We start from the raw sequence: 19735 nt of genomic DNA, 5'->3' as shown, positions 1-19735 counted from the left end.
TACAGATTTTATTCCGCTAATCTGTGGCTTAAAAATTTAAAAAATATACTTCGTACTTAAAAAGTTAGAATCATCACCACTAACAATTTCATTCAGTAACTTCTTGTTATTATCAGTAAGCTTGGTTGCAACTAACGAACGAATGGAGAATGAACGCAGCGCATCAACAACTGAAAGTGTTCCTTCTGCACTATCTTTTCTTCCTGTAAAAGGAAAAACATCTGGTCCGCGTTGGCATTGGCAATTTACGTTTACACGACTTACCTGATTTACCAGTGGATCTATAAGTGAAGAAATTACAGCTGCATTATTGCTAAAAATACTCACTTGCTGTCCATGTGGCGAACCGATTAAATATTCAATTGGCTCTTCTAAATCATCAAAAGGAACAACAGGAATTACCGGTCCAAATTGCTCTTCGCGATACAATTTCATGTTGCTGTTTACCGGGTAAACAATTGCCGGATATACAAAAGTTTCCAATGTTTGTCCGCCGTTTTTATTAACCACTTTTGCGCCATGTGTAACTGCATCATCTATACATTCTTTCAAGTATTCAGGCTTGTTCAACTCCGGAAGTGGTGTTAAAGCAACGCCTTTTTCCCATGGCATGCCAAATTTTAATTTTTCAACTTCTGATGATAGACGTTTTAAAAACTCTTGCGCTAAGCTGCGGTGCACGTAAACGATTTTAATTGCCGTACAACGTTGTCCGTTGAAAGATAGCGAGCCTAAAACCGTTTCAGAAACTGCTAAATCTAAATCTGCATCTTTAGTAATTACGGCTGCATTTTTAGCATCTAAGCCTAAAATTGCTCTTAATCTATTTACTTTTGGATGAAGTTTTTTCAACTCGTTAGCAACCTTGCTCGAACCAATGAGCGTTAACACATTCACTTTTCCCGATTTCATTAAACCAGGAACAATTGTATTTCCACGCCCGTAAATTGTATTTACAACACCTTTGGGGAAACTCGAACGGAACGCCTCAAGCAATGGATAATGCAATAAAGTACCATGTTTAGGTGGTTTGAAAAGGAGCGTGTTGCCCATTATCAAAGCCGGAATCAAGGTTGTAAAGGTTTCATTCAATGGATAATTAAATGGTCCCATACATAACACAACACCCAATGGCGAACGGCGAACCTGAGCAATAATTCCTTGTTCTTGTTCGAAGCGAGAAGATTGGCGGTCGATATCTTTTAAGGCATCAATTGTTGCATAAATATATTCTACAGTACGGTCAAATTCTTTAATAGAATCGGCGTATGATTTGCCAATTTCCCACATAATTAATTTCGCAACGATTTCTTTTTGCTCAATCATTTTATGGGTGAAGTTTTCTACACAGCTAATGCGATCTGCTACACTCATGGTTGGCCACTGCCCACGGCCATTATCATAAGCCGCAACTGCTGCATCAAGCGCTTCGGTAGATTCTTTTTCCGTACAAACCGGAAAACTGCCAATACGTTTACGCTTCAAGCCATCAGGTGTTTTAACGCATACCGGCGAAAAAACTTCGTTTACTGGCCCGTTCCAAGGTTTCATTTCTCCATTAGAGAGAAACTCTTTCTGTTCTATTTCTTCATGAAGCCTAAATTCCTCCGGAATCTGGCTTTCATCAACGAAAATACTTTCGAGGTTTAAGTTTGTGCTCAATTTGGTTTAATTGTTAGGTTTATAATTCTGTAAATCTATAGTTTAAGTATAGATTCGTTATTTAGTTCTCTTGTTTATAATTTTTACATCTTTTTAAAAAGATGAGTTACTTGAACGTTAGATTTATAGTTCTACTAATTTGTATTTTGGAACAAGGCTTTTCATTACAACCCAGCCAATTAGGTAGGCAACCGCACAAAATGAAAAAACAATGAAATATCCGGCTTCTTTACCTTGAAAACCCATAAATTTCATTTGGGTATCGCCAGCGAAGGTGAATAACACACCTGAACCTTTGTTTATGAAAAATGAGCCTAAACCGCCTGCCATTCCGCCAATTCCGGTTACAGTTGCAATGGCTTGTTTAGGAAACATATCGCCAACGGTAGAAAAAATATTAGCCGACCAAGCCTGATGCGCTGCACCCGCAATACCAATAATAATTACCGGCAACCAATACCCATATTGTCCTAAAGGTTGAGCAAGCAAAGCCAACAAAGGAAAGAATGCAAAAATCAGCATTGCTTTCATTCTTCCATCGTAAGGATTCATGTTTTTCTTGCTAACAAAATACGATGGCAACCAACCGCCAATGATTGATAATAAGGTGATGACGTACAAAATGAACAGGGGAAACGCACTGTCAGTTCCACTCATTTTGTAAATATCTTTTAAATAAGCAGGCGACCAGAATAAATAAAACCACCAAACACCATCAGTCATGAATTTACCAAATGCAAAAGCCCAGGTTTGTTTAAATTTAAGACAATCGGAAAAAGATAATTTTTTAACAGGAGATGCCGCTGTTACGGTTTCTGTAAGTTGTTCGTTTACTACAATATCTTGTTGAATGTAAGCCAGTTCTTCTTTACTTACACGTTTGTGCGTTTCAGGTTTGCCATAAAGTAATATCCAGAAAAACATCCAGACAAAACCTAAGGCACCAATAATAATGAAAGACATTTCCCATCCGTAAGCCTCGGCAATGTAAGGAATAGTAACCGGAGCAGCTAAAGCACCAACTGTGGCACCGGCGTTAAAAATACTTGTAGCAAATGCTCTGTCTTTTTTAGGAAAATATTCTGCAGTTGCTTTAATCGCCGCCGGGAAATTTCCTGCCTCACCCAATGCAAGTACAAATCTTGCAAAAATGAATAAAGAAAGACTTGTAGATAATATTAAACTGGTGTTCCCAACGGTAGAAAGTGATTCTTTAGCACCTGAGAAACTCAACGCCCAATCGCCAGTTATCATTCCGGAGGTTGCAATACCACAAAATGCATGAATACAAGCCCCAACTGACCAAATTCCAATTGCCCAAAGAAAGCCTTTTTTTGTATCCATCCAATCTACAAATCGCCCTGCGATTAACATTGAGATAGCATAAAAAAGAGAGAAAAGAGCGGTGATTGTACCGTAATCGCTATCTGTCCAGTGAAATTCCGGAACAAAATAATCTTTCCATGTTAACGACAGTACTTGTCTGTCTAAATAATTTATGGTAGTGGCGACAAATAGTAAGGCACAAATTGTCCATCTATAATTTCCTTTGGTTGCTTGGTTCATTTTGGTTAGGTGTGTTTTTTGGTTATTTACTCTGCTTAATCAAATCAAGCGCTAGTTTAGTATTCTCATGTAAATCATCATAAAGACCTTTGCTCATCACATCCTTACTAATTAATTTGCTACCCATTCCGACAGCACAAACTCCAGATTTAAACCATGTTTTCAGGTTCTCCAAATTAATTTCTACGCCACCTGTAGGCATAAAAAGTTGTCCGGCAAATAGATCTTTAATTGATGAAACAAAATCAGGGCCGAGTATGTTAGCAGGGAAAATTTTAATCAACATGGCTTTATGTTCTTGCGCAACGCTGATTTCAGTTGGCGTCATACAGCCGGGAATCCAAAGCATACCAATCTTATTTGCAATTTCTGCAACAGCAGGATTTACAATTGGTGCTACAATAAAATCTGTTCCGGCTTCAATGAATGCGTTTGCATCAGCAGGCGTTTTAATTGTGCCAATGCCTAAATATAAATCAGGCATTTCCGCATCGCGGATTTCTTTTAGCTTTTTAAAATTTGGCAAAGCCGATTTACCTCGGTTTGTATATTCAAAAACACGAACACCAGCTTTATATAACGTACGCAGAATTTCTACGCTTCCAGCTTCGCTGTCTTGATAAAAAAGTGGTAGCATGCCTTGTTCTAAAATGGCATCTAAAATTTTATGCTTGTTGCTTATCATTTCGTATAATTCTTTTTTCTATATCGGTTACCGTACTTGTTGTAGCATCGCTTGGAATGTATAATTTATCGTATGCCGCTGCGGTTGCAAAATCCAGTGTTTCTTGTGTGCTCAGGTTATTATAAAAACCATATATCAAACCACCCATAAAACAATCTCCGCTACCAACTTTATCTAAAATTTCGTCAGAAATGTATTCTGCTGAAACTGTTAGTTCGTTATCTGTATAAATCGCGGTATAATATTTTATGCCTTTCCCATTATCAAAACGGAAGGTATTAGCAACCGCCTTACATGCCGGAAAATCCTGCAGAATTTGCTTTGATGTATCGATTGCTTGCTGTAAGAGTGTTTCTTTTTGATAACCATCAGTAGGTTTTAAATCTTCATGTAAGTTTGTACCCAACATCTTATTTGCCGCCCAAACATTGCCCATAATTAGTGTGCAATATTTGGCTAGTTCTGGTAAAATTTGAATTGGTTCTTTACCGTATTTCCAAAGTTTTGCACGATAATTTAAATCTAAAGAAATGGTAATGTTTTTTGATTGTGCAAACTTTAAAGCTTCAAGACAAACATCAGCAACATCTTGGTTTACAGCCGGGCAAATTGCACTAAAGTGAAACCAGGTTACGTTTTCAAAAACTTCATCCCAATTAATTTGACCAGGTTTTAATGTTGCATAAGCAGAATTTGCTCTGTCGTAAATTACGCCTGCGTTTTTTAAATCTTTACCTTTTGGCAAATAATATAAACCCAATCTTTCGCCATGATAAACCATTGGCGTGGTATCTATATTTTTAGTATTCAGGTAATCGATAATTTCTTCAGTAACCGAATTTTTAGGCACAGCCGATAAATAGGCAGAAGGAACATCCCATAAGGCTAGCGCAGTAGCAACATTAAGCTCGGCGCCGCCAATATAAAAAGGTAGCTTATTTTCTTGAAGCCATTGTCCATCCATATCGGGGCAAATGCGTAAAAGCAATTCACCAAAACTTAAAACTTTTTCTCCTTTTTTTATTGAAGATGATATCGGGTTACTCATTTTTGTATTTAATCGGCGTAAATCACGCAATTTGAATGGTGATGTTGAAAATTTAAGGAAAACGATTGAAACGATTTGATTCGGTTAATTTTCCTTAAAAAAACCGGTTTTTGGTTAAAATTTAAAGTAATTTTTTGCGTTAAAATACGAAATATCCTGCACTATCTTGCCAATCCACTCAATGTCGTTTGGTAATTCTCCGTTCTCTACATCAGTTCCGAAAAGGTTACAAACTATTCTTCTAAAATATTCGTGGCGAGGGAAGGAGAGGAAACTTCTTGAATCGGTTAACATACCAACCAGGCGACTTAAAAGCCCCATGTTTGATAATGCGTTAAGTTGTTTAATCATGCCATCTTTTTGATCTAAAAACCACCATGCAGAACCAAATTGAACCTTACCGGCAACAGAACCATCGTTAAAATTGCCAATCATCGTTGCGATTAGTTCATTATCAGCAGGATTTAAGTTGTAGATAATGGTTTTGGCCAATTTATCTTGCGTATCTAATCGGTTTAAAAACTTAGAAAGCATTCTCGCCTGACTAAAATCGCCAATCGAATCCCAACCTGTATCTGGGCCAAGTTTGCTTAACATTCTGGCATTGTTATTTCTTAAAGCGCCCAAATGATATTGCTGAACCCAACCTTTTTCATGATCCCACTCGGCAAAATAAACCAGCATAGCTGATTTGAATTTCAGATTTTCCTGGTGAGAAATGTTTTGCTTACTTCTTATTTTTTCAAAAATTGATGAAATTTCTGCATCCGTGTAATCTTCTGCATAAATTTGTTCTAGACCATGATCAGAAACTGAACAGCCATTTTCATTGAAATAATCGTGACGGCTTTTTAAAGCATCGATATAATTCTGGAAAGTGCTGATGCTTTTATCAACAACTTTTTCCAGTTTATCAATGTACTCATTTAAGCTTGAAACATCATCGCTGTTCATTGCTTTATCCGGACGAAATGCAGGCAACATTTTAAGTTTAGCGCCTTCATTTGCCAATTGCTGATGAAAATTTAAGCTGTCCAAAGGGTCGTCAGTTGTACAAACGGCTTCTACATTCATTTTGGCTAGTAAACCACGAACAGAATATTCTGGTGTTTGTAATTTAGTCGAACATTCATCATAAATCTTTTGAGCAGTTTTTCCAGTTAGCAAATCATTTACTCCAAAATAGCGTTGAAGCTCTAAATGCGTCCAATGGTATAATGGATTTCTTAATGTATAAGGAACAGTTTCTGCCCATTTTTCAAATTTTTCGAAATCAGAAGCTGTACCTGTAATAAACTTTTCATCCACACCGTTAGCTCGCATAGCCCGCCATTTGTAGTGGTCGCCGGCAAGCCAAACCTGGCTCATATTCTCAAATTGAACATCGTTTGCAATTTGTTCAGGTATCAAATGGTTGTGGTAATCAATTATAGGTAATGCTTTAGAATACTCATGAAACAGCGTTTTTGCTGTCTGTGTTTCTAAAAGAAAATCTTCATCTAAAAAAGGTTTCATGCTCGATATGTTTAAGAGATTTTAACAATGGAATCTGTATTGCTAAAATCTATTATTTTGTAATTAAATATTTGTTTCGTCTATAAGTTATAAGCTTACGCCTCTTTTCCAAGGAATAAAATCATCTTGATTTAGCAAAACTGCTTTCGGAATTACTTCACCACTTGCAGCTTTAATACAATATTCTAAAATGTCTTCACCCATTTGTTCAATCGTTTTTTCGCCTTCTATAACCGGACCGCAATTAATATCGATAATGTCACTCATTCGTTTCGTTAGCGCATTATTTGTAGCCACTTTAATCGTTGGGCAAACTGGATTTCCGGTTGGGGTGCCTAGTCCCGTTGTAAATAAAATTAGCGTTGCGCCAGATGCAGCCTTTCCTGTTGTTGCTTCTACATCGTTTCCTGGCGTACAAACTAAATTTAAGCCTGGTTTAGTCGCAGGTTCGGTGTAATCTAAAACATCTTCAACTGGAGAAGTACCACCTTTTTTTGCTGCGCCGGTACTTTTAATTGCATCTGTAATTAATCCATCTTTAATGTTTCCTGGAGATGGGTTCATGAAAAATCCAGAGCCAACATTTTCTGCAGCCTGATTGTAATTCGTCATCAATTGGATGAACTTTCTAGCTGCAGTTTCATCTTTGGTTCTGTCGATAAGCTGTTGCTCTGCACCACACAATTCAGGGAACTCGGCCAACAAAACTTTACCACCAAGCGCCACTAATAAATCAGAAGTATAACCAACTGCCGGGTTTGCACTAATGCCGCTGAAACCATCGCTTCCACCGCATTTTACACCAAGAACCAATTTGCTTAAAGGTGCAGGTTCACGCTCGAATTTGTTGATTTCAGTTAAGCCGATAAAGGTTTTACGAATGGCTTCTTTAACTAATTGTTCTTCGCTTTGTGATTGTTGTTGCTCAAAAATAAATAGTGGTTTATCAAAATTCGGACTGCGTAATTTTAAATCGTTTACAAAATCCTGAACTTGTAAATTCTGGCAACCTAAACTTAAAACCGTTACACCGGCAACGTTTGGATGGTCTGCATAAGCAGCCAAAAGCTTACTTAATACTGCAGCATCCTGACGAGTACCGCCACAGCCGCCCTGATGATTTAAAAATTTAATTCCATCAACGTTTTTAAAAATTCGATTTGAAACATGGTTTGCCTGAGCGATTGAATTATTATCTGCCTCAGTTAAGGCTTCGCCATTTTTATAGGCTTCGACAAGATGATGTGTATAGGTTTTGTATTTATCAGTAACTGCATAACCCAATTCGTTGTGCAGAGCCTCTCTAATCACATCAAGATTACGGTTTTCGCAGAATACGGTTGGTATAAAAAGCCAGTAATTTGCTGTACCAACTCTACCATCGTTACGTATGTAGCCATTAAAAGTTCTGTTCTCAAATTTGGAAACATCAGGCGCATGCCACTCATAATGGTAAGGTCTAAATTCGTAAGGATCGGATGCATGTTTGGTATTTTCGGTATCCATCAAGCCACCTTTTAAAATAAAATGTTGAGCCTTCCCAACCAAAACGCCATACATAATAATGTGGTCGCCCTCATTCATATCCTGCATAAAAAATTTATGCTTTGCCTGAATGTCGTCTTGTAAAACATATTCGTGCCCGTCGTGAATAATCGTTTCGCCTTTTGCAAGATTTTGCAAGGCTACTAATACGTTATCATTCGGATGAATTTTTAAAATTCTTGTTACCATTTTTAAAGTGTTCTTTCTGAATGCAAATTACTTAATGTTTCCTTTGCACCCTTATTTTGTAATAGGCTAACGTAGTTTTTAATGGCTGCGTTAAAACCAGGGTAATTGTTTAAATTTTTATCCCACAAACGTCTGTCGCCAAGGATATTGTCAATTGCAGTTTCAGGATTTTTCCAGTAATCGAATAAAATCTGCGCAAATTCATCATCTATTGGAAATTGCTGCCCATTTAGATTCGCAGTAAATGTTTTGCCATCTTTTACCGTATTCATAAAAATAATATAAGCCGCCAAACCAATTGCCATGAAAGGCGGCACTTCGTTTTTCTGACTATAATATTTTCTAATCAATGGCATATTACGCATTTGCATTTTCGAGGTGAAATTCAAAGTAATTGCCTGCCATTTATGCTCTAAAAATGGATTGCTAAATCTATCGATTACGCTTTTTGCGAAATCAACTGCATCAGCATAAGTGATGTCATCATTCTCCAAAGAATGTGCAATTTCATCTTGCATTAAATTAGAAACGTAGTTGGCAAAAGTTTCATCAGCCATTGCTTCTTTAACTGTGTTGAAACCTGAAAGTATGGCTAAACCACAGCTAAATGTATGTGTTCCGTTTAATAAACGAAGTTTAAGTTCTTTAAATTTATTGATTGATGGAACAATGAAAATTCCTTTATCCGCTTTTGCGAAAGATAAAATTTCTTTAACCTTTTCATTTGATGATTCAATTGCCCATAAGCGAAAAGGCTCTGCCATTATCATCAATTCATCGCTGTAACCTAATTGCTTTTCGATAGATTCTTGTGCTTCGGCAGGAAGTTTTCCTGGTACAATTCTATCCACTAAAGTTTTACAGAAATGGTTAGCTGTTTTTAACCATTGTTGAAAATCCCAGCTCAGTTTATTATGGATAGCCAAGTTCAATAAAATGTCTTTTAATTTATCGGCATTATCACTAATTAATTCAGTTGGCACTATAACCATTCCGCTATCGGCAGCGCCATTAAATGCCTGAAATCTCTCATGTAAAAAAGCCAGTAACTTACCAGGGAAAGATTGGGGAGGTGTTTCGGTAATTTTATCTTCACTCGCCACTATACCAACTTCAGTTGTGTTCGAAATTACGATTTGCATTTCCGGATTGTGTGCTGCCTTTAAGATTTCAGCCCAGTCCTGCGAAGCAGATAAAACCCTGCTAATTGATGAATTGATGGTATTTTCTTCAACATTTTTTCCATCTTCAATTCCTTTTACACAAAGCGTGTAAAGGTTATCTTGTTTAGAAAAAGCATCAGCACCGCCTTTAGCTGTAGATTTTACAACCAAAACACGGCCATTAAAAATTCCGTTTCTATTTGCTTTATCAATAAAATAATCTGGTAAACCACGTAATAAAACGCCTGTGCCAAATTGAATTACTCTTTCTGGCAATTCTAAAAGTTCTGCAGCAGGAATATTAACGTTTTCTGCGCTTATGTTTTTTAAATTTTCTTTGTTTAAAATCATTGTTTTCATTTTGCCGTCAGCGACGAGTTTACATTAATTTATTGCGTTGGCATTTAGCCATTTTGGATATTCTTTTTCTAATAACTTTTGGGCGAAATTTCCGTACCAGGCATAACCATTTCTACGTTCCGGAGATAAATCTTCCAACTTAAGTTTGATGGTATTATCTCTATCGCCAAAAATTGGAGTGTTCTTATCTAAATCGTAAAAACGAGCCCAAACCATACTGCTGCTATCGGCCACAAGTGAAGTTATTTTACCAGTTTTTGTATCATTTCGCTCAAACCGATAACCCGAAATTTTATATTTTTCGAACCATTTAACTGCTGATGAAATAGATGTTTTGATTTCTGCTGAAGGATTTGCAAAGCGCATCAAAAACCTAACAATACCCACAGATTCTCCTGTACTTAAAGATGCTGGTTCAAAATTTCTGGCTTTTGCCGGTAACATCGAATCTTTATCATATTGGGCAGCCCAAATGGTTAAGTTGCCATTTTGCTTTACCTGTGTTTTTAATATGCAGGCCAAGCCATTTTTTACAGCCAATTCCGCTTTTGAAATGTATTTTGGATTTATTACTTCAAAACCATTTGATTTTGTCACAATATCTTGAAGGATGTTCAGAACATTAATCATTGCATCATCATTATAAGTTATCTGGGCACGATACAATGCCTTATCAGGATAATATTGTGGCCATCCGCCATTTGCATTTTGTGCAGATAAAGCATAATCCAAGCCTTTTTCTGCTGCTTTTAAATAAGCTTCGTTTTTGGTTGTGTTATATGCTTTTACGAGATGAACAATTTCTCTGCTAGTTGCTTTATTATCGAAAGTAGCATGCAAAATAGTAGTCGCTTTGATTTTTGACATTAAATCGCCGGTTAACGGCAGACTATAATTTACAACGCTTTTATCTTCGAGTTGCTTAGGCCAACCACCATTTTCAAGTTGGTAAACTAACATTTTATCGGCAACAGAATCTGTTTGTTTCTGTGCATAACAAGACATTAGCATAAAACTGCATATTAGGAATGAAAATATTTTGAATCTATTTATCATTATTTAACCTGAGCTTGTTTAATTAACCAGTTTACTAAATCGTTTGTTGCTTTAAAGTTTTCTAGATCTTTTGGAAGTTTTCTGCCATCGATATATTCATTGTAAAACCAAGGGTCGCCGACTGCAAATACAGTACCTTTGCCATATTTTGCTGTCGCGATGATTACATCGCCATTATCTGTCAAGGCAGAAACAGCAGGATTACTAACTTTAATTGTAGAAATTTCTTTGATGTAAACCTTCTTAGCGGTTTTAAAAATTGTATTTCCTTCCGGGATTTTTATAGCGCCTTGCTCAAAGTTTGCACCCTGAACTTTATTGCGGCTATCCTCATTAAATTTTATTCCGAAAGTTTCTGGCAAAACATTAAACTTTGCTATTTCGCAATTTCCAACATCATTTAAAAGCAATACTAAAACACCACCAGCTTTTACCCATTCGCTAATTTGCTTGGCATGTTCTGCATTCATGTAATTAGGTGATGCAGTTTCTTTTTCCGTATCCGGATCAACAATAATGTAAATATTTGTGCCTTTTAAATTTGAAGTAGTAGGGGCGGTTTTTAATGTAGAGGTTTCAACGCCTGCATCATTAAATATCTTTCCGAATAGTGAAAAGCCATTGTTATCGTCTTCATTCCACAAATAATGGAAAGGAATTTTATCGCCCGTAGGGCCAGTCATGTACTCGTTGTTAAAGAAATTGTCAACTGTAACTTTTAAGCCCTTTCCTGGTCTAGGCAATGCAGCAATTTCCATCTCTGCCGATGCACAAATAAATGCACCAACACCTTTGGGATCGTTTGTAATTACCTTTTCACTAATGTAATATTCAAAACTTCCATCGCGATATTTAGGTTTTCCACCCAAACCAGAAACGGAAACCGTTTTAGTTAAATTAACTCTTTCAGCACCTGCTTGTTCAATAAATTCTTTTTTTAAACCTGCATAACCTTTATTTGCAGCTGCTGTAAATGATTTTGGTAACCAGCCTTTTCTTACGCCCTTAGCTAAGCCATAAACAAACATGCTCGATGCAGAAGATTCCAAATAATTTCCTTCGCGTTTTGGCATGTCTAAAATATCAAACCAAACGCCTGATTTTGCATCCTGATATTTTACAGTTACGGTAGCTGTACGGTTTAAAATCGCGACTAATTCATTGTATTTAGGGTGATTTTTCGGGAAATAATCTAAAACATCTACAAGTGCCATAATGTACCAGCCCATTGCTCTGCCCCAAAAGTTAGGCGATTTTCCAGTGGTTTTATCGGCCCATTTTTCTTCACGACTTTCATCATATCCATGATAAAGTAATCCGGTTTTCGAATCTCTTGCATTTTTTTCCATCCAAATAAATTGGTTGGCAATGTCATCAAAGGCTGCATCTTTTTTCATCAGCGTTGCATACTCCGCGTAAAAAGGTTCTGCCATGTATAATCCATCGAGCCACATTTGGTTTGGATAGATTTTTTTATGCCAAAAACCACCTTCTTTTGTGCGTGGTTGCTGTTGTAACTGGTTGTAAAGTTTTGTTGCAGCTAATAAATATTTCTGTTGCCCGGTAACTTTATAAAGCAACAACAAAGCACGGCCGTTCTTGACGTTATCAATGTTAAAATCTTCGGCTTTGTATGTTGTTATGTTGCCATCTTTATCTAAATAAGCATCCATGGAATACTGGATGTATTTAAAATAATCGCCATTTCCGGTGTTTCTCCAAACTGCAGCAGCTCCTTCTAAAACAACACCCATATCGTAGCTCCACCTTGGTCCTTTAGCAGTTTTCAAAACAGTTGTGTCTTGAAAAAGCTTTTCCATCGCCGTTAATGTGAGTTGCTCAGATAGTTTCTTTTGTGCAAAACCACCAACCGATAATATGCTTAATCCGATTGTTGCAACAGCAGCATATAAAATAGATAATCTCATCTTTAAATTATTTAGAAATTTCCAAAACCGATTTATTTACTTCTTCGCCAAAGGCGGATGCTTTCTTGGCTTTTGAAACATCCGTTCCGCTTACTTTAACACCTTTAGTTTTTTCGCCGTTGATGTTAAATAAAAGTTCAGAGCCATTTTTATATTGCAAACCATTAATATTTATGTTGCTTCCATTCTGAACAAATACAACCGGATTGGTATCATCAGTAATTACATTCACGTTTTTTAAGAAAATACCCGAAGCTTCTATAATCTCAATGCCTTTTTTAGATTGAATGGTCACATTTTCCAGGTGAATATCTTTGATGTTCATCTCTGGTAATCCTCTAAAAAATATTGCTTTTTCTGCGCCATTTGCCACCACATTTTTGATGTACATATTTTTAAATTGTGGGGTTGCCTCTGTAACTGGAACGGTTACGGTTTTAATCGCTTCGCGTTTTTCTCCGGCAAGTACAATTGGGTCTTGTGCGGCATAATACATATCGAAAAGAATGGCTTCGCCCGGAATGTCAATCATGTTAATTCTATCAACATAAATATTTTCTACAACGCCACCTCTTCCCCGGGTGGTTTTAAAACGCAAACCAATATCCGTTCCGATGAAAGAGCAATCGTAAACCCAAATATTTTTTGCGCCACCACTCATTTCGCTACCAATTACAAAACCTCCGTGTGCATGATAAACTACATTATTTCTAATGATTACATTTTCAGTTGGTACACCACGTTTACGGCCAGCTTCATCACGACCAGATTTAATACAAATTCCATCGTCGCCAACATCAAACGTGCTGCCTTCTATTAATACATTTTTGCAAGATTCTACATCAACACCATCGCCGTTTTGTGCAAACCAAGGGTTTTTAACTTGAAGGTTTCTTAAAGTTAAATCCTCACAAAGCAATGGATGAAGATTCCATGCAGGTGAATTTTGGAAGGTAACACCTTCTAAAAGGATTTTTTTGCAATTTGTTAATACCAATAAGTTAGGACGAAGAAAATCTTTAATGTCTTCGTAATCTGCTGCCGTTTTTCCCGGAACAATTACACCAGCATTTTTGGTTTTAGAACCTTTAACTGTTTTCTCCGAAGGATACCATAATTTTCCATCCTCGCTTACCGAACCGCCAGATGCAGTGAGATTTTTCCATTGAGATTCAGTTAACTTGTCTTTTTTAACCATTCTCCAGGCGCCGCCGTTCCCATCAATTATTCCGGTTCCTGTAATTGCAATGTTTTCAAGGTTAGTACCAGAAATAGGACTCTGGTTTCTCCAAGCTGGCTGTCCTTCCCAATTTCCCTGAACTAATTTATATTGGTTAAAATCTGCTGTAAATTGCAAAATTGCATCACGTTTTATGTGTAAATTAACATTGCTTTTTAACTCAATTGGGCCTGTTAGCCATAAACCTGAAGGAATTAAAACTACGCCTCCTCCTTTTTGGTTCATTGCAGATATAGCCGTATTAATACTTTGCGTATTTAAGGTTACACCATCGCCTTTGGCGCCAAAATTTGCAATGCTTATTGTATCTTTTTTGAATTTAACCTGCTGGATGCTCGGTAACTTTTGATTTTGAGCTCCTGCGATGCTTGCAGAAAACAAAATGGCTGAAAGTAATAGCCCTTTAAATTGGTTCAGACGACCAGAATTATGTTTCATTAGTTGCTCAGTTAAAATATACTTGGTTGTTAATAAACAAGTGTACGGTCTTTACAGCTAAAATCGAAGAGAAATCTATGCAATCGTTGCCAAAGAATGCGGCAAAAACAAGTGTGTCTTTGGTTTTAAGTTATTGATTATTAACGCTTTATTGTTTTATTTAAGCATTGGTAACCAGCCACGGAAAACGTTTTCCAAAGTATATTGCTCAAATTCCTGTCTGGTTAGCTGATGCGCCCAATTTACTCTGGAAGTAGCTTTGGCTCCTGTTCCCTTATTATTGTACTCTGCATAATAGGCTGTTTGCTCATTACTTTCCTTGCCCCAATTATTCCAGCCTTCTGGTTTGATGATTGCCGATAATTCGCAATTCAAGAAGGCAACTTTAGCATATGGACGCCAAGGTCTTCCCAGGTAAAAACTGTTATTTGGTGCATCGCCATCTACTTTACAATTGTTGAATACGTAACCAAATTTTGTGGTATCAGCAGTAGAGGCGGCGGAAATGTAGCCAGATTTTTTGCAGAATAACGTGCAGTTTTCGAACCAGGCCGTAGCTGCACCAAAAATATAATCAACTGTACCTTCTATGTAGCAGTTTTTATAATACTGACGATTATTAGCGCCATAAGTATATAAAGTATCTTGAAAACCTAAAAATCGGCAATTTAAAAAAGTTGATTTATCACCGCCAACCCAGACTGCAACAGCTTGTCCGACCGGACCTGAGGAATTTTCAAAAGTCAAATTTTCAGCAGAAAAACCTTCAGCATAAATATAAAAACTTGATGAGCCTGAGGTGCCTTTATCTTCGCCAAAGGCATTCTTCTTTTGTGCAAAATCATCATAAGTGAGAATGGTTTTGTGCAAATCTTCTCCAATAAATTTTACGTTTTTCTTCGAACCAGCTAAAATTAGTTTCTCTTTATAGATCCCTTTTTTTATAAAAATTGTGGTTGTTTTATTTCTAAAATCGGGCACTGCATTTATCGCTTCTTGAACAGTCTTAAAGTTACCTGAGCCATCCTGAGCAACTATAAAATCTGCTTTGATTTCAACAGCTTTTACATTCAAACAAAATATCGAAAGGAAAATTAAAAGGGCTAGTTTCATGTAATTTGGTTAGGCAAAATTAAAATCGGCTGCATTTTTTGTTATCCTAAAAAGCAGCCGAATTCTAAAACTAAAATATGATGAGCAATTTTAGTCAATAAACTTAAAGCTAAAAAAGATTTCTCGAAATTTAAAAACGCAATCGATGTCGGGAACGTTTGCACAAATTCAGTCGATATCAAATTAAAATTCTATCTACCTTGTTTAACCAAATATTTATATAATTTTTCCATCTTGCCAATGAAGTACCTGTTAAATTCTTTCTTTCTGGTAATGCTCAGTCTATTTGGCTTTGCTCAAAAAAACCAATATGTTTCTAAAGTTTGGGTGTCAGATTTAGGGAATGGAATGTACAAAAATCCTGTTCTAAATGCCGATTATTCAGATCCCGATGCAATTAGAGTAGGTGAAGATTATTATATGGTCGCCTCCAGCTTTGATGCTGTTCCTGGTTTGCCAATTATACATTCAAAGGATTTGGTAAATTGGAAAATTATCGCTCATGCTCTTTTAAAACAACCTCCATTTGAGCATTTTGAAAAAACGCAACATGGCAATGGCGTTTGGGCACCCGCGATAAGATACAGGAATGGCGAATTTTATATCTATTATCCTGACCCAGATTTTGGAATTTATTTAACAAAAGCTAAAAGTATACCTGGAGTATGGTCTGAGCCAAAATTAGTGGTTAGTGGAAAAGGTTTAATAGATCCATGTCCGCTTTGGGATGATGACAACAAAATCTATCTTGCTTATGCCTATGCTGGCAGTCGTGCAGGTATAAAAAGTGTACTGGCCGTTATGCCTTTAAATGCTGATGGGGATAAAGCAATAGGAAATGGTCAAATTGTTTATGATGGCCACGAACTCGACCCTACTATTGAAGGGCCAAAAGCCTATAAACGTAATGGATTTTATTACCTCTTTGCCCCCGCCGGCGGAGTTTCTACGGGTTGGCAAGTTGTGCTAAGAAGTAAGAACATTTATGGCCCGTATGAAAGAAAAGTTGTAATGCATCAGGGCAAATCGGCTGTAAATGGTCCGCATCAAGGCGCTTGGGTAAATACAATTTCTGGCGAAGACTGGTTTTTGCATTTTCAAGATAAAGACGCGTATGGAAGGGTAATGCACTTACAACCGATGAAATGGGTAAATAATTGGCCGGTAATTGGCTTAGATAATGATGGTGATGGAATCGGTGAGCCTGTTTTAACTTATAAAAAGCCGAATGTTAATAAGGTTTATCCGATTGAAACGCCTGCTGAAGGTGATGAATTCTCGACTCAAAAATTAGGTTTACAATGGCAATGGCAGGCAAATCCGAAACCAACATGGTTATTTACTGATGCTATAAAAGGCGTACTAAAATTATATACTGCACAAATCCCTGAGGAAGCCAAAAATTTATGGGATGTTCCAAATGTTTTGATGCAGAAATTCCCTGCTGATGAATTTCAGGTTACAACAAAACTAACTTTTAAACTTAATCCTAAATTGGAAAACGAGAGAACAGGTTTAGTTATTATGGGTAGGAGTTATGCGAACTTGTCCGTTAAAAATAAAAAAGGTGAGCTATTCTTAAATTTCGGTATTTGCCAAAATGCTGATAAAGGCAAGCAAGAGCAAGAAACTGAGATAGCTAAGTTAAAAACATCGAGTATTTATTTAAGAGTAAAAGTTTATATCGGAGCCAAATGTAAATTTAGCTACAGCGAAGATGGAATCAATTTTATTGAGATTGATAAAGACTTTCAAGCAGTAGCTGGACAATGGATTGGTGCAAAAGTTGGACTTTTCGCAAGTCGTGATTTGCAAACAAATGATTCTGGTGTTGCCGAATATGATTGGTTTAGGTTTGATAAATTATAGAGTAATGAATAAGAAATTAACTGTATTGTGCATTTTGTTAAGTGTATTTATTTCTATAGCATTTGTATCATTTAAAAAGCCTATAAATATTTATCTAATTGGCGATTCTACAGTGGCAGATTATTCATTGGAGCCAGACTATCTTCAAAAGAAATATCCAATAACTGGCTGGGGTCAAGTATTTCAATCCTTTTTCAATCGTAACAGTTTAAAAGAATTAAAAAATATTATCGATAATGATTCAGTTTTAGTAATGGATAAGGCTAAAGGTGGTCGAAGTACAAGAACTTTTTTTAGTGAAGGGAGATGGACTGAAATTATGAATGTGCTTAGAAAAGATGATTTAGTTCTAATTCAATTTGGGCATAACGATGCTGCTAAGGATAAACCCGAACGATACATTGACACGGCTGGATATAAAAGATTATTGAGAATGTATGTTAAGGATGCTCGTTCTAAAAAGGCAAAACCGATATTAATTACGCCTGTTACTCGAAACTATCCATGGATAAATAATAAGCTAAAAAGCGCCCATGGTGATTATCCTGAAGCGGTTAAGCAGGTTGCTCGTGAGCAAAACATTCCTTTAATTGATTTAACAACCTTATCAGCCAATTTCTTCACAGAAAAAGGAAAAGATTATGTTTCGAAAAACTATTTTATGAACCTTGATTCTGCTAAATATGAAGCCTATCCTAATGGTCAAAAAGATAATACTCATTTTCAACCTCAAGGAGCAAAAGAAATAGCAAGATTGGTTTTTGAGGAACTTCTAAAAATTAATAAAAAATAAAATTCTGCTAGAGGCGCCATCCAGTCAGAATTTATTTTGATTAACCTACCATAGTTCTTGATGTAATCGCAATTCTATTCCATGCGTTGATGGTCGCTATAGCTATGATAATTTGCGATAAATAATTCTCATCAAACAGTTTAGCAGCTCTATCAAAAGTTGCATCAGAAACATGATTGCTAATTAAGGTTACTTCTTCTGTTAAAGCTAAAATTGCTTGCTCTTCCTCGGTATATAAATTTGTTTCCTTCCAGGCATTTAAAAGATAGATGCGTTGTTCTGTTTCGCCTAATTTTCTTGCATCTATGCTGTGCATGTTTATACAAAATGCGCAGCCATTAATTTGCGATGCACGTAGCTTAATTAATTTTTTATGCGTTGATGTTAATTGACTTCCAGCTAAATATTTCTCTAAAGCATACATTGCTTGATATGCAGCTGGTTCTGTTTTTTGAATGTCGATTCTACTTTCCATTATTTTTTTTTTTTATAATGATGTAAAGTTGCACATCTCAAGTATTAAAAAACTTAATGTAGTTTAAGAAAATCACTTTTAAGATTATGAATATAATAAAGTAGTAATAGTTTAAATTTATATATTTGGTAAAATAAATCGTTTTTAACTATATGACTTTAGTTCAGCTAGAATACATTGTTGCAGTAGATACTTACAGAAGTTTTGTTACAGCAGCAGAAAAGTGTTTTGTTACACAGCCAACCTTGAGTATGCAGGTTCAAAAATTGGAAGAATTATTAAGTGTTAAAATTTTTGATAGAAGCAAACAACCTGTAAGTCCGACAGAAATCGGAGCACAAATTATTGCACAGGCTAGAATAATTTTGCAAGAAAGCGGAAAGGTGAAAGAGTTGATAAGCAGCCAGCAACAAGATGTTTTAGGTGAGCTAAGAATTGGTGTTATACCTACTGTAGCGCCATATTTGCTGCCTGAGGTTATATCAGCCATGCTTGAAAAATATCCAGAATTAAAACTTTTAATTTGGGAGTATACAACCGAAGATATAATTCATCATCTTAAAACTGGTGTTTTGGATTGTGGTATTTTGGCAACGCCACTTACTGATGCGAACATTACCGAAATGCCACTGTACTACGAAACGTTTGTAAGCTATATTAGTAAAAGCAGTAAGCTGTATAAGAAAAAGGCTGTAGACTCTGAAGATTTAAACGATGAAAATATCTGGTTGCTCAACGAAGGTCATTGCATGCGTAACCAGGTTTTGAATATTTGTCGCTCTACTAAAAATAACCGCTTGCAAGGTTTAGAATACAATACAGGAAGTGTAGAAACGCTAATAAGAATGGTTGATTTGAATGGAGGAGCAACTTTACTACCCGAGTTGGCAATTGCTGAACTAAATGCAAAGCAAGCAGGGAAAATTAGATATTTTAAAACACCAGAACCTGTGCGGGAGATTAGTTTGGTAACACACAAAAACTTTATTAAAAAACGGATGCTTAATGCATTAAAAGATGAGATTTTGGAGATTATCCCTAAAGCGATGAAGCAAAAAAAGAAAAAAGATGTGGTTGGAATATAAATTAT

The 19735-nt window shown here is 36.3% G+C and carries 15 protein-coding genes; 3 read left to right on the top strand and 12 right to left on the bottom strand.

All coding sequences use genetic code 11. From position 1 onward, the window contains the following. Positions 1-36: 36 nt before the first annotated feature. The 11 genes from QWY86_RS13890 to QWY86_RS13840 all read right to left on the bottom strand — a co-directional run bounded on the left by QWY86_RS13890 (position 37) and on the right by QWY86_RS13840 (position 15508). Complete coding sequence (locus QWY86_RS13890) at positions 37-1662, bottom strand: NADP-dependent glyceraldehyde-3-phosphate dehydrogenase (RefSeq protein WP_290242938.1); 1626 nt, start codon at positions 1660-1662, stop codon at positions 37-39. Between the two features lie 123 nt (positions 1663-1785). Continuing rightward, a complete protein-coding gene (locus tag QWY86_RS13885) occupies positions 1786-3228 on the bottom strand; it encodes an MFS transporter (protein WP_290242937.1) in 1443 nt (480 codons plus the stop codon). A gap of 22 nt (positions 3229-3250) precedes the next feature. Then, positions 3251-3913 (bottom strand): bifunctional 4-hydroxy-2-oxoglutarate aldolase/2-dehydro-3-deoxy-phosphogluconate aldolase, encoded by a 663-nt coding sequence (locus tag QWY86_RS13880; protein ID WP_290242936.1) that lies wholly within the window; start codon positions 3911-3913, stop codon positions 3251-3253. Next, positions 3894-4961, bottom strand: a complete 1068-nt coding sequence (locus QWY86_RS13875; protein ID WP_290242935.1) for a sugar kinase — start codon at positions 4959-4961, stop codon at positions 3894-3896. The genes QWY86_RS13880 and QWY86_RS13875 overlap by 20 nt, the downstream gene beginning before the upstream one ends. Positions 4962-5075: 114 nt before the next feature. After that, on the bottom strand, positions 5076-6476 hold the full coding sequence (gene uxaC, locus QWY86_RS13870) for a glucuronate isomerase (protein WP_290242934.1): 1401 nt from the start codon (positions 6474-6476) through the stop codon (positions 5076-5078). A gap of 87 nt (positions 6477-6563) precedes the next feature. Beyond that, entirely contained in the window at positions 6564-8210 is a 1647-nt protein-coding gene (locus QWY86_RS13865; RefSeq protein WP_290242933.1) for a UxaA family hydrolase, read from the bottom strand. 2 nt (positions 8211-8212) lie between these two features. Next, positions 8213-9724 (bottom strand): tagaturonate reductase, encoded by a 1512-nt coding sequence (locus tag QWY86_RS13860; RefSeq protein ID WP_290242932.1) that lies wholly within the window; start codon positions 9722-9724, stop codon positions 8213-8215. A 33-nt stretch (positions 9725-9757) separates the two neighbouring features. Further along, positions 9758-10789, bottom strand: coding sequence for a pectate lyase (gene pelA, locus QWY86_RS13855; protein ID WP_290242931.1), 1032 nt, complete (start codon positions 10787-10789; stop codon positions 9758-9760). Next, on the bottom strand, positions 10789-12717 hold the full coding sequence (locus QWY86_RS13850; protein ID WP_290242930.1) for a glycoside hydrolase family 88/105 protein: 1929 nt from the start codon (positions 12715-12717) through the stop codon (positions 10789-10791). Before QWY86_RS13850 ends, pelA begins: the two co-directional genes overlap by 1 nt. Positions 12718-12724: 7 nt before the next feature. Beyond that, positions 12725-14395 (bottom strand): glycoside hydrolase family 28 protein, encoded by a 1671-nt coding sequence (locus QWY86_RS13845; protein WP_290242929.1) that lies wholly within the window; start codon positions 14393-14395, stop codon positions 12725-12727. 156 nt (positions 14396-14551) lie between these two features. Further along, on the bottom strand, positions 14552-15508 hold the full coding sequence (locus QWY86_RS13840; protein WP_290242928.1) for a pectinesterase family protein: 957 nt from the start codon (positions 15506-15508) through the stop codon (positions 14552-14554). A gap of 240 nt (positions 15509-15748) precedes the next feature. Here QWY86_RS13840 and QWY86_RS13835 point away from each other — a divergent pair, with 240 nt between their 5' ends. Together QWY86_RS13835 and QWY86_RS13830 are read left to right on the top strand one after the other, a co-directional pair. Then, positions 15749-17377, top strand: coding sequence for a glycoside hydrolase family 43 protein (locus QWY86_RS13835; RefSeq protein ID WP_290242927.1), 1629 nt, complete (start codon positions 15749-15751; stop codon positions 17375-17377). Next, entirely contained in the window at positions 17349-18170 is an 822-nt protein-coding gene (locus tag QWY86_RS13830; RefSeq protein WP_290242926.1) for a rhamnogalacturonan acetylesterase, read from the top strand. The genes QWY86_RS13835 and QWY86_RS13830 overlap by 29 nt, the downstream gene beginning before the upstream one ends. A 40-nt stretch (positions 18171-18210) precedes the next feature. On the opposite strand, the gene QWY86_RS13825 is transcribed toward QWY86_RS13830, so the two are convergent. Next, complete coding sequence (locus QWY86_RS13825; RefSeq protein WP_290242925.1) at positions 18211-18645, bottom strand: carboxymuconolactone decarboxylase family protein; 435 nt, start codon at positions 18643-18645, stop codon at positions 18211-18213. A gap of 152 nt (positions 18646-18797) precedes the next feature. On the opposite strand from QWY86_RS13825, the gene QWY86_RS13820 reads away from it, so the two are divergent. After that, positions 18798-19730 (top strand): hydrogen peroxide-inducible genes activator, encoded by a 933-nt coding sequence (locus QWY86_RS13820; RefSeq protein ID WP_290242924.1) that lies wholly within the window; start codon positions 18798-18800, stop codon positions 19728-19730. Positions 19731-19735 lie beyond the last annotated feature (5 nt).

The organism is Pedobacter aquatilis (assembly GCF_030409415.1).
Taxonomy (GTDB): domain Bacteria; phylum Bacteroidota; class Bacteroidia; order Sphingobacteriales; family Sphingobacteriaceae; genus Pedobacter; species Pedobacter aquatilis.
The sequence above is the reverse complement of the archived record's forward strand: the minus strand, read 5'-3'. Positions and strand labels throughout refer to the sequence as shown.

What these genes read in the sequence shown, in the direction of transcription:
- QWY86_RS13885 (WP_290242937.1), bottom strand. Translation starts at nt 3,228, where the DNA reads ATGAACCAAGCAACCAAAGGAAATTATAGATGGACAATTTGTGCCTTA.
- QWY86_RS13880 (WP_290242936.1), bottom strand. Translation starts at nt 3,913, where the DNA reads ATGATAAGCAACAAGCATAAAATTTTAGATGCCATTTTAGAACAAGGC.
- QWY86_RS13875 (WP_290242935.1), bottom strand. Translation starts at nt 4,961, where the DNA reads ATGAGTAACCCGATATCATCTTCAATAAAAAAAGGAGAAAAAGTTTTA.
- uxaC (WP_290242934.1), bottom strand. Translation starts at nt 6,476, where the DNA reads ATGAAACCTTTTTTAGATGAAGATTTTCTTTTAGAAACACAGACAGCA.
- QWY86_RS13865 (WP_290242933.1), bottom strand. Translation starts at nt 8,210, where the DNA reads ATGGTAACAAGAATTTTAAAAATTCATCCGAATGATAACGTATTAGTA.
- QWY86_RS13860 (WP_290242932.1), bottom strand. Translation starts at nt 9,724, where the DNA reads ATGATTTTAAACAAAGAAAATTTAAAAAACATAAGCGCAGAAAACGTT.
- pelA (WP_290242931.1), bottom strand. Translation starts at nt 10,789, where the DNA reads ATGATAAATAGATTCAAAATATTTTCATTCCTAATATGCAGTTTTATG.
- QWY86_RS13850 (WP_290242930.1), bottom strand. Translation starts at nt 12,717, where the DNA reads ATGAGATTATCTATTTTATATGCTGCTGTTGCAACAATCGGATTAAGC.
- QWY86_RS13845 (WP_290242929.1), bottom strand. Translation starts at nt 14,395, where the DNA reads ATGAAACATAATTCTGGTCGTCTGAACCAATTTAAAGGGCTATTACTT.
- QWY86_RS13840 (WP_290242928.1), bottom strand. Translation starts at nt 15,508, where the DNA reads ATGAAACTAGCCCTTTTAATTTTCCTTTCGATATTTTGTTTGAATGTA.
- QWY86_RS13835 (WP_290242927.1), top strand. Translation starts at nt 15,749, where the DNA reads ATGAAGTACCTGTTAAATTCTTTCTTTCTGGTAATGCTCAGTCTATTT.
- QWY86_RS13830 (WP_290242926.1), top strand. Translation starts at nt 17,349, where the DNA reads ATGATTGGTTTAGGTTTGATAAATTATAGAGTAATGAATAAGAAATTA.
- QWY86_RS13825 (WP_290242925.1), bottom strand. Translation starts at nt 18,645, where the DNA reads ATGGAAAGTAGAATCGACATTCAAAAAACAGAACCAGCTGCATATCAA.
- QWY86_RS13820 (WP_290242924.1), top strand. Translation starts at nt 18,798, where the DNA reads ATGACTTTAGTTCAGCTAGAATACATTGTTGCAGTAGATACTTACAGA.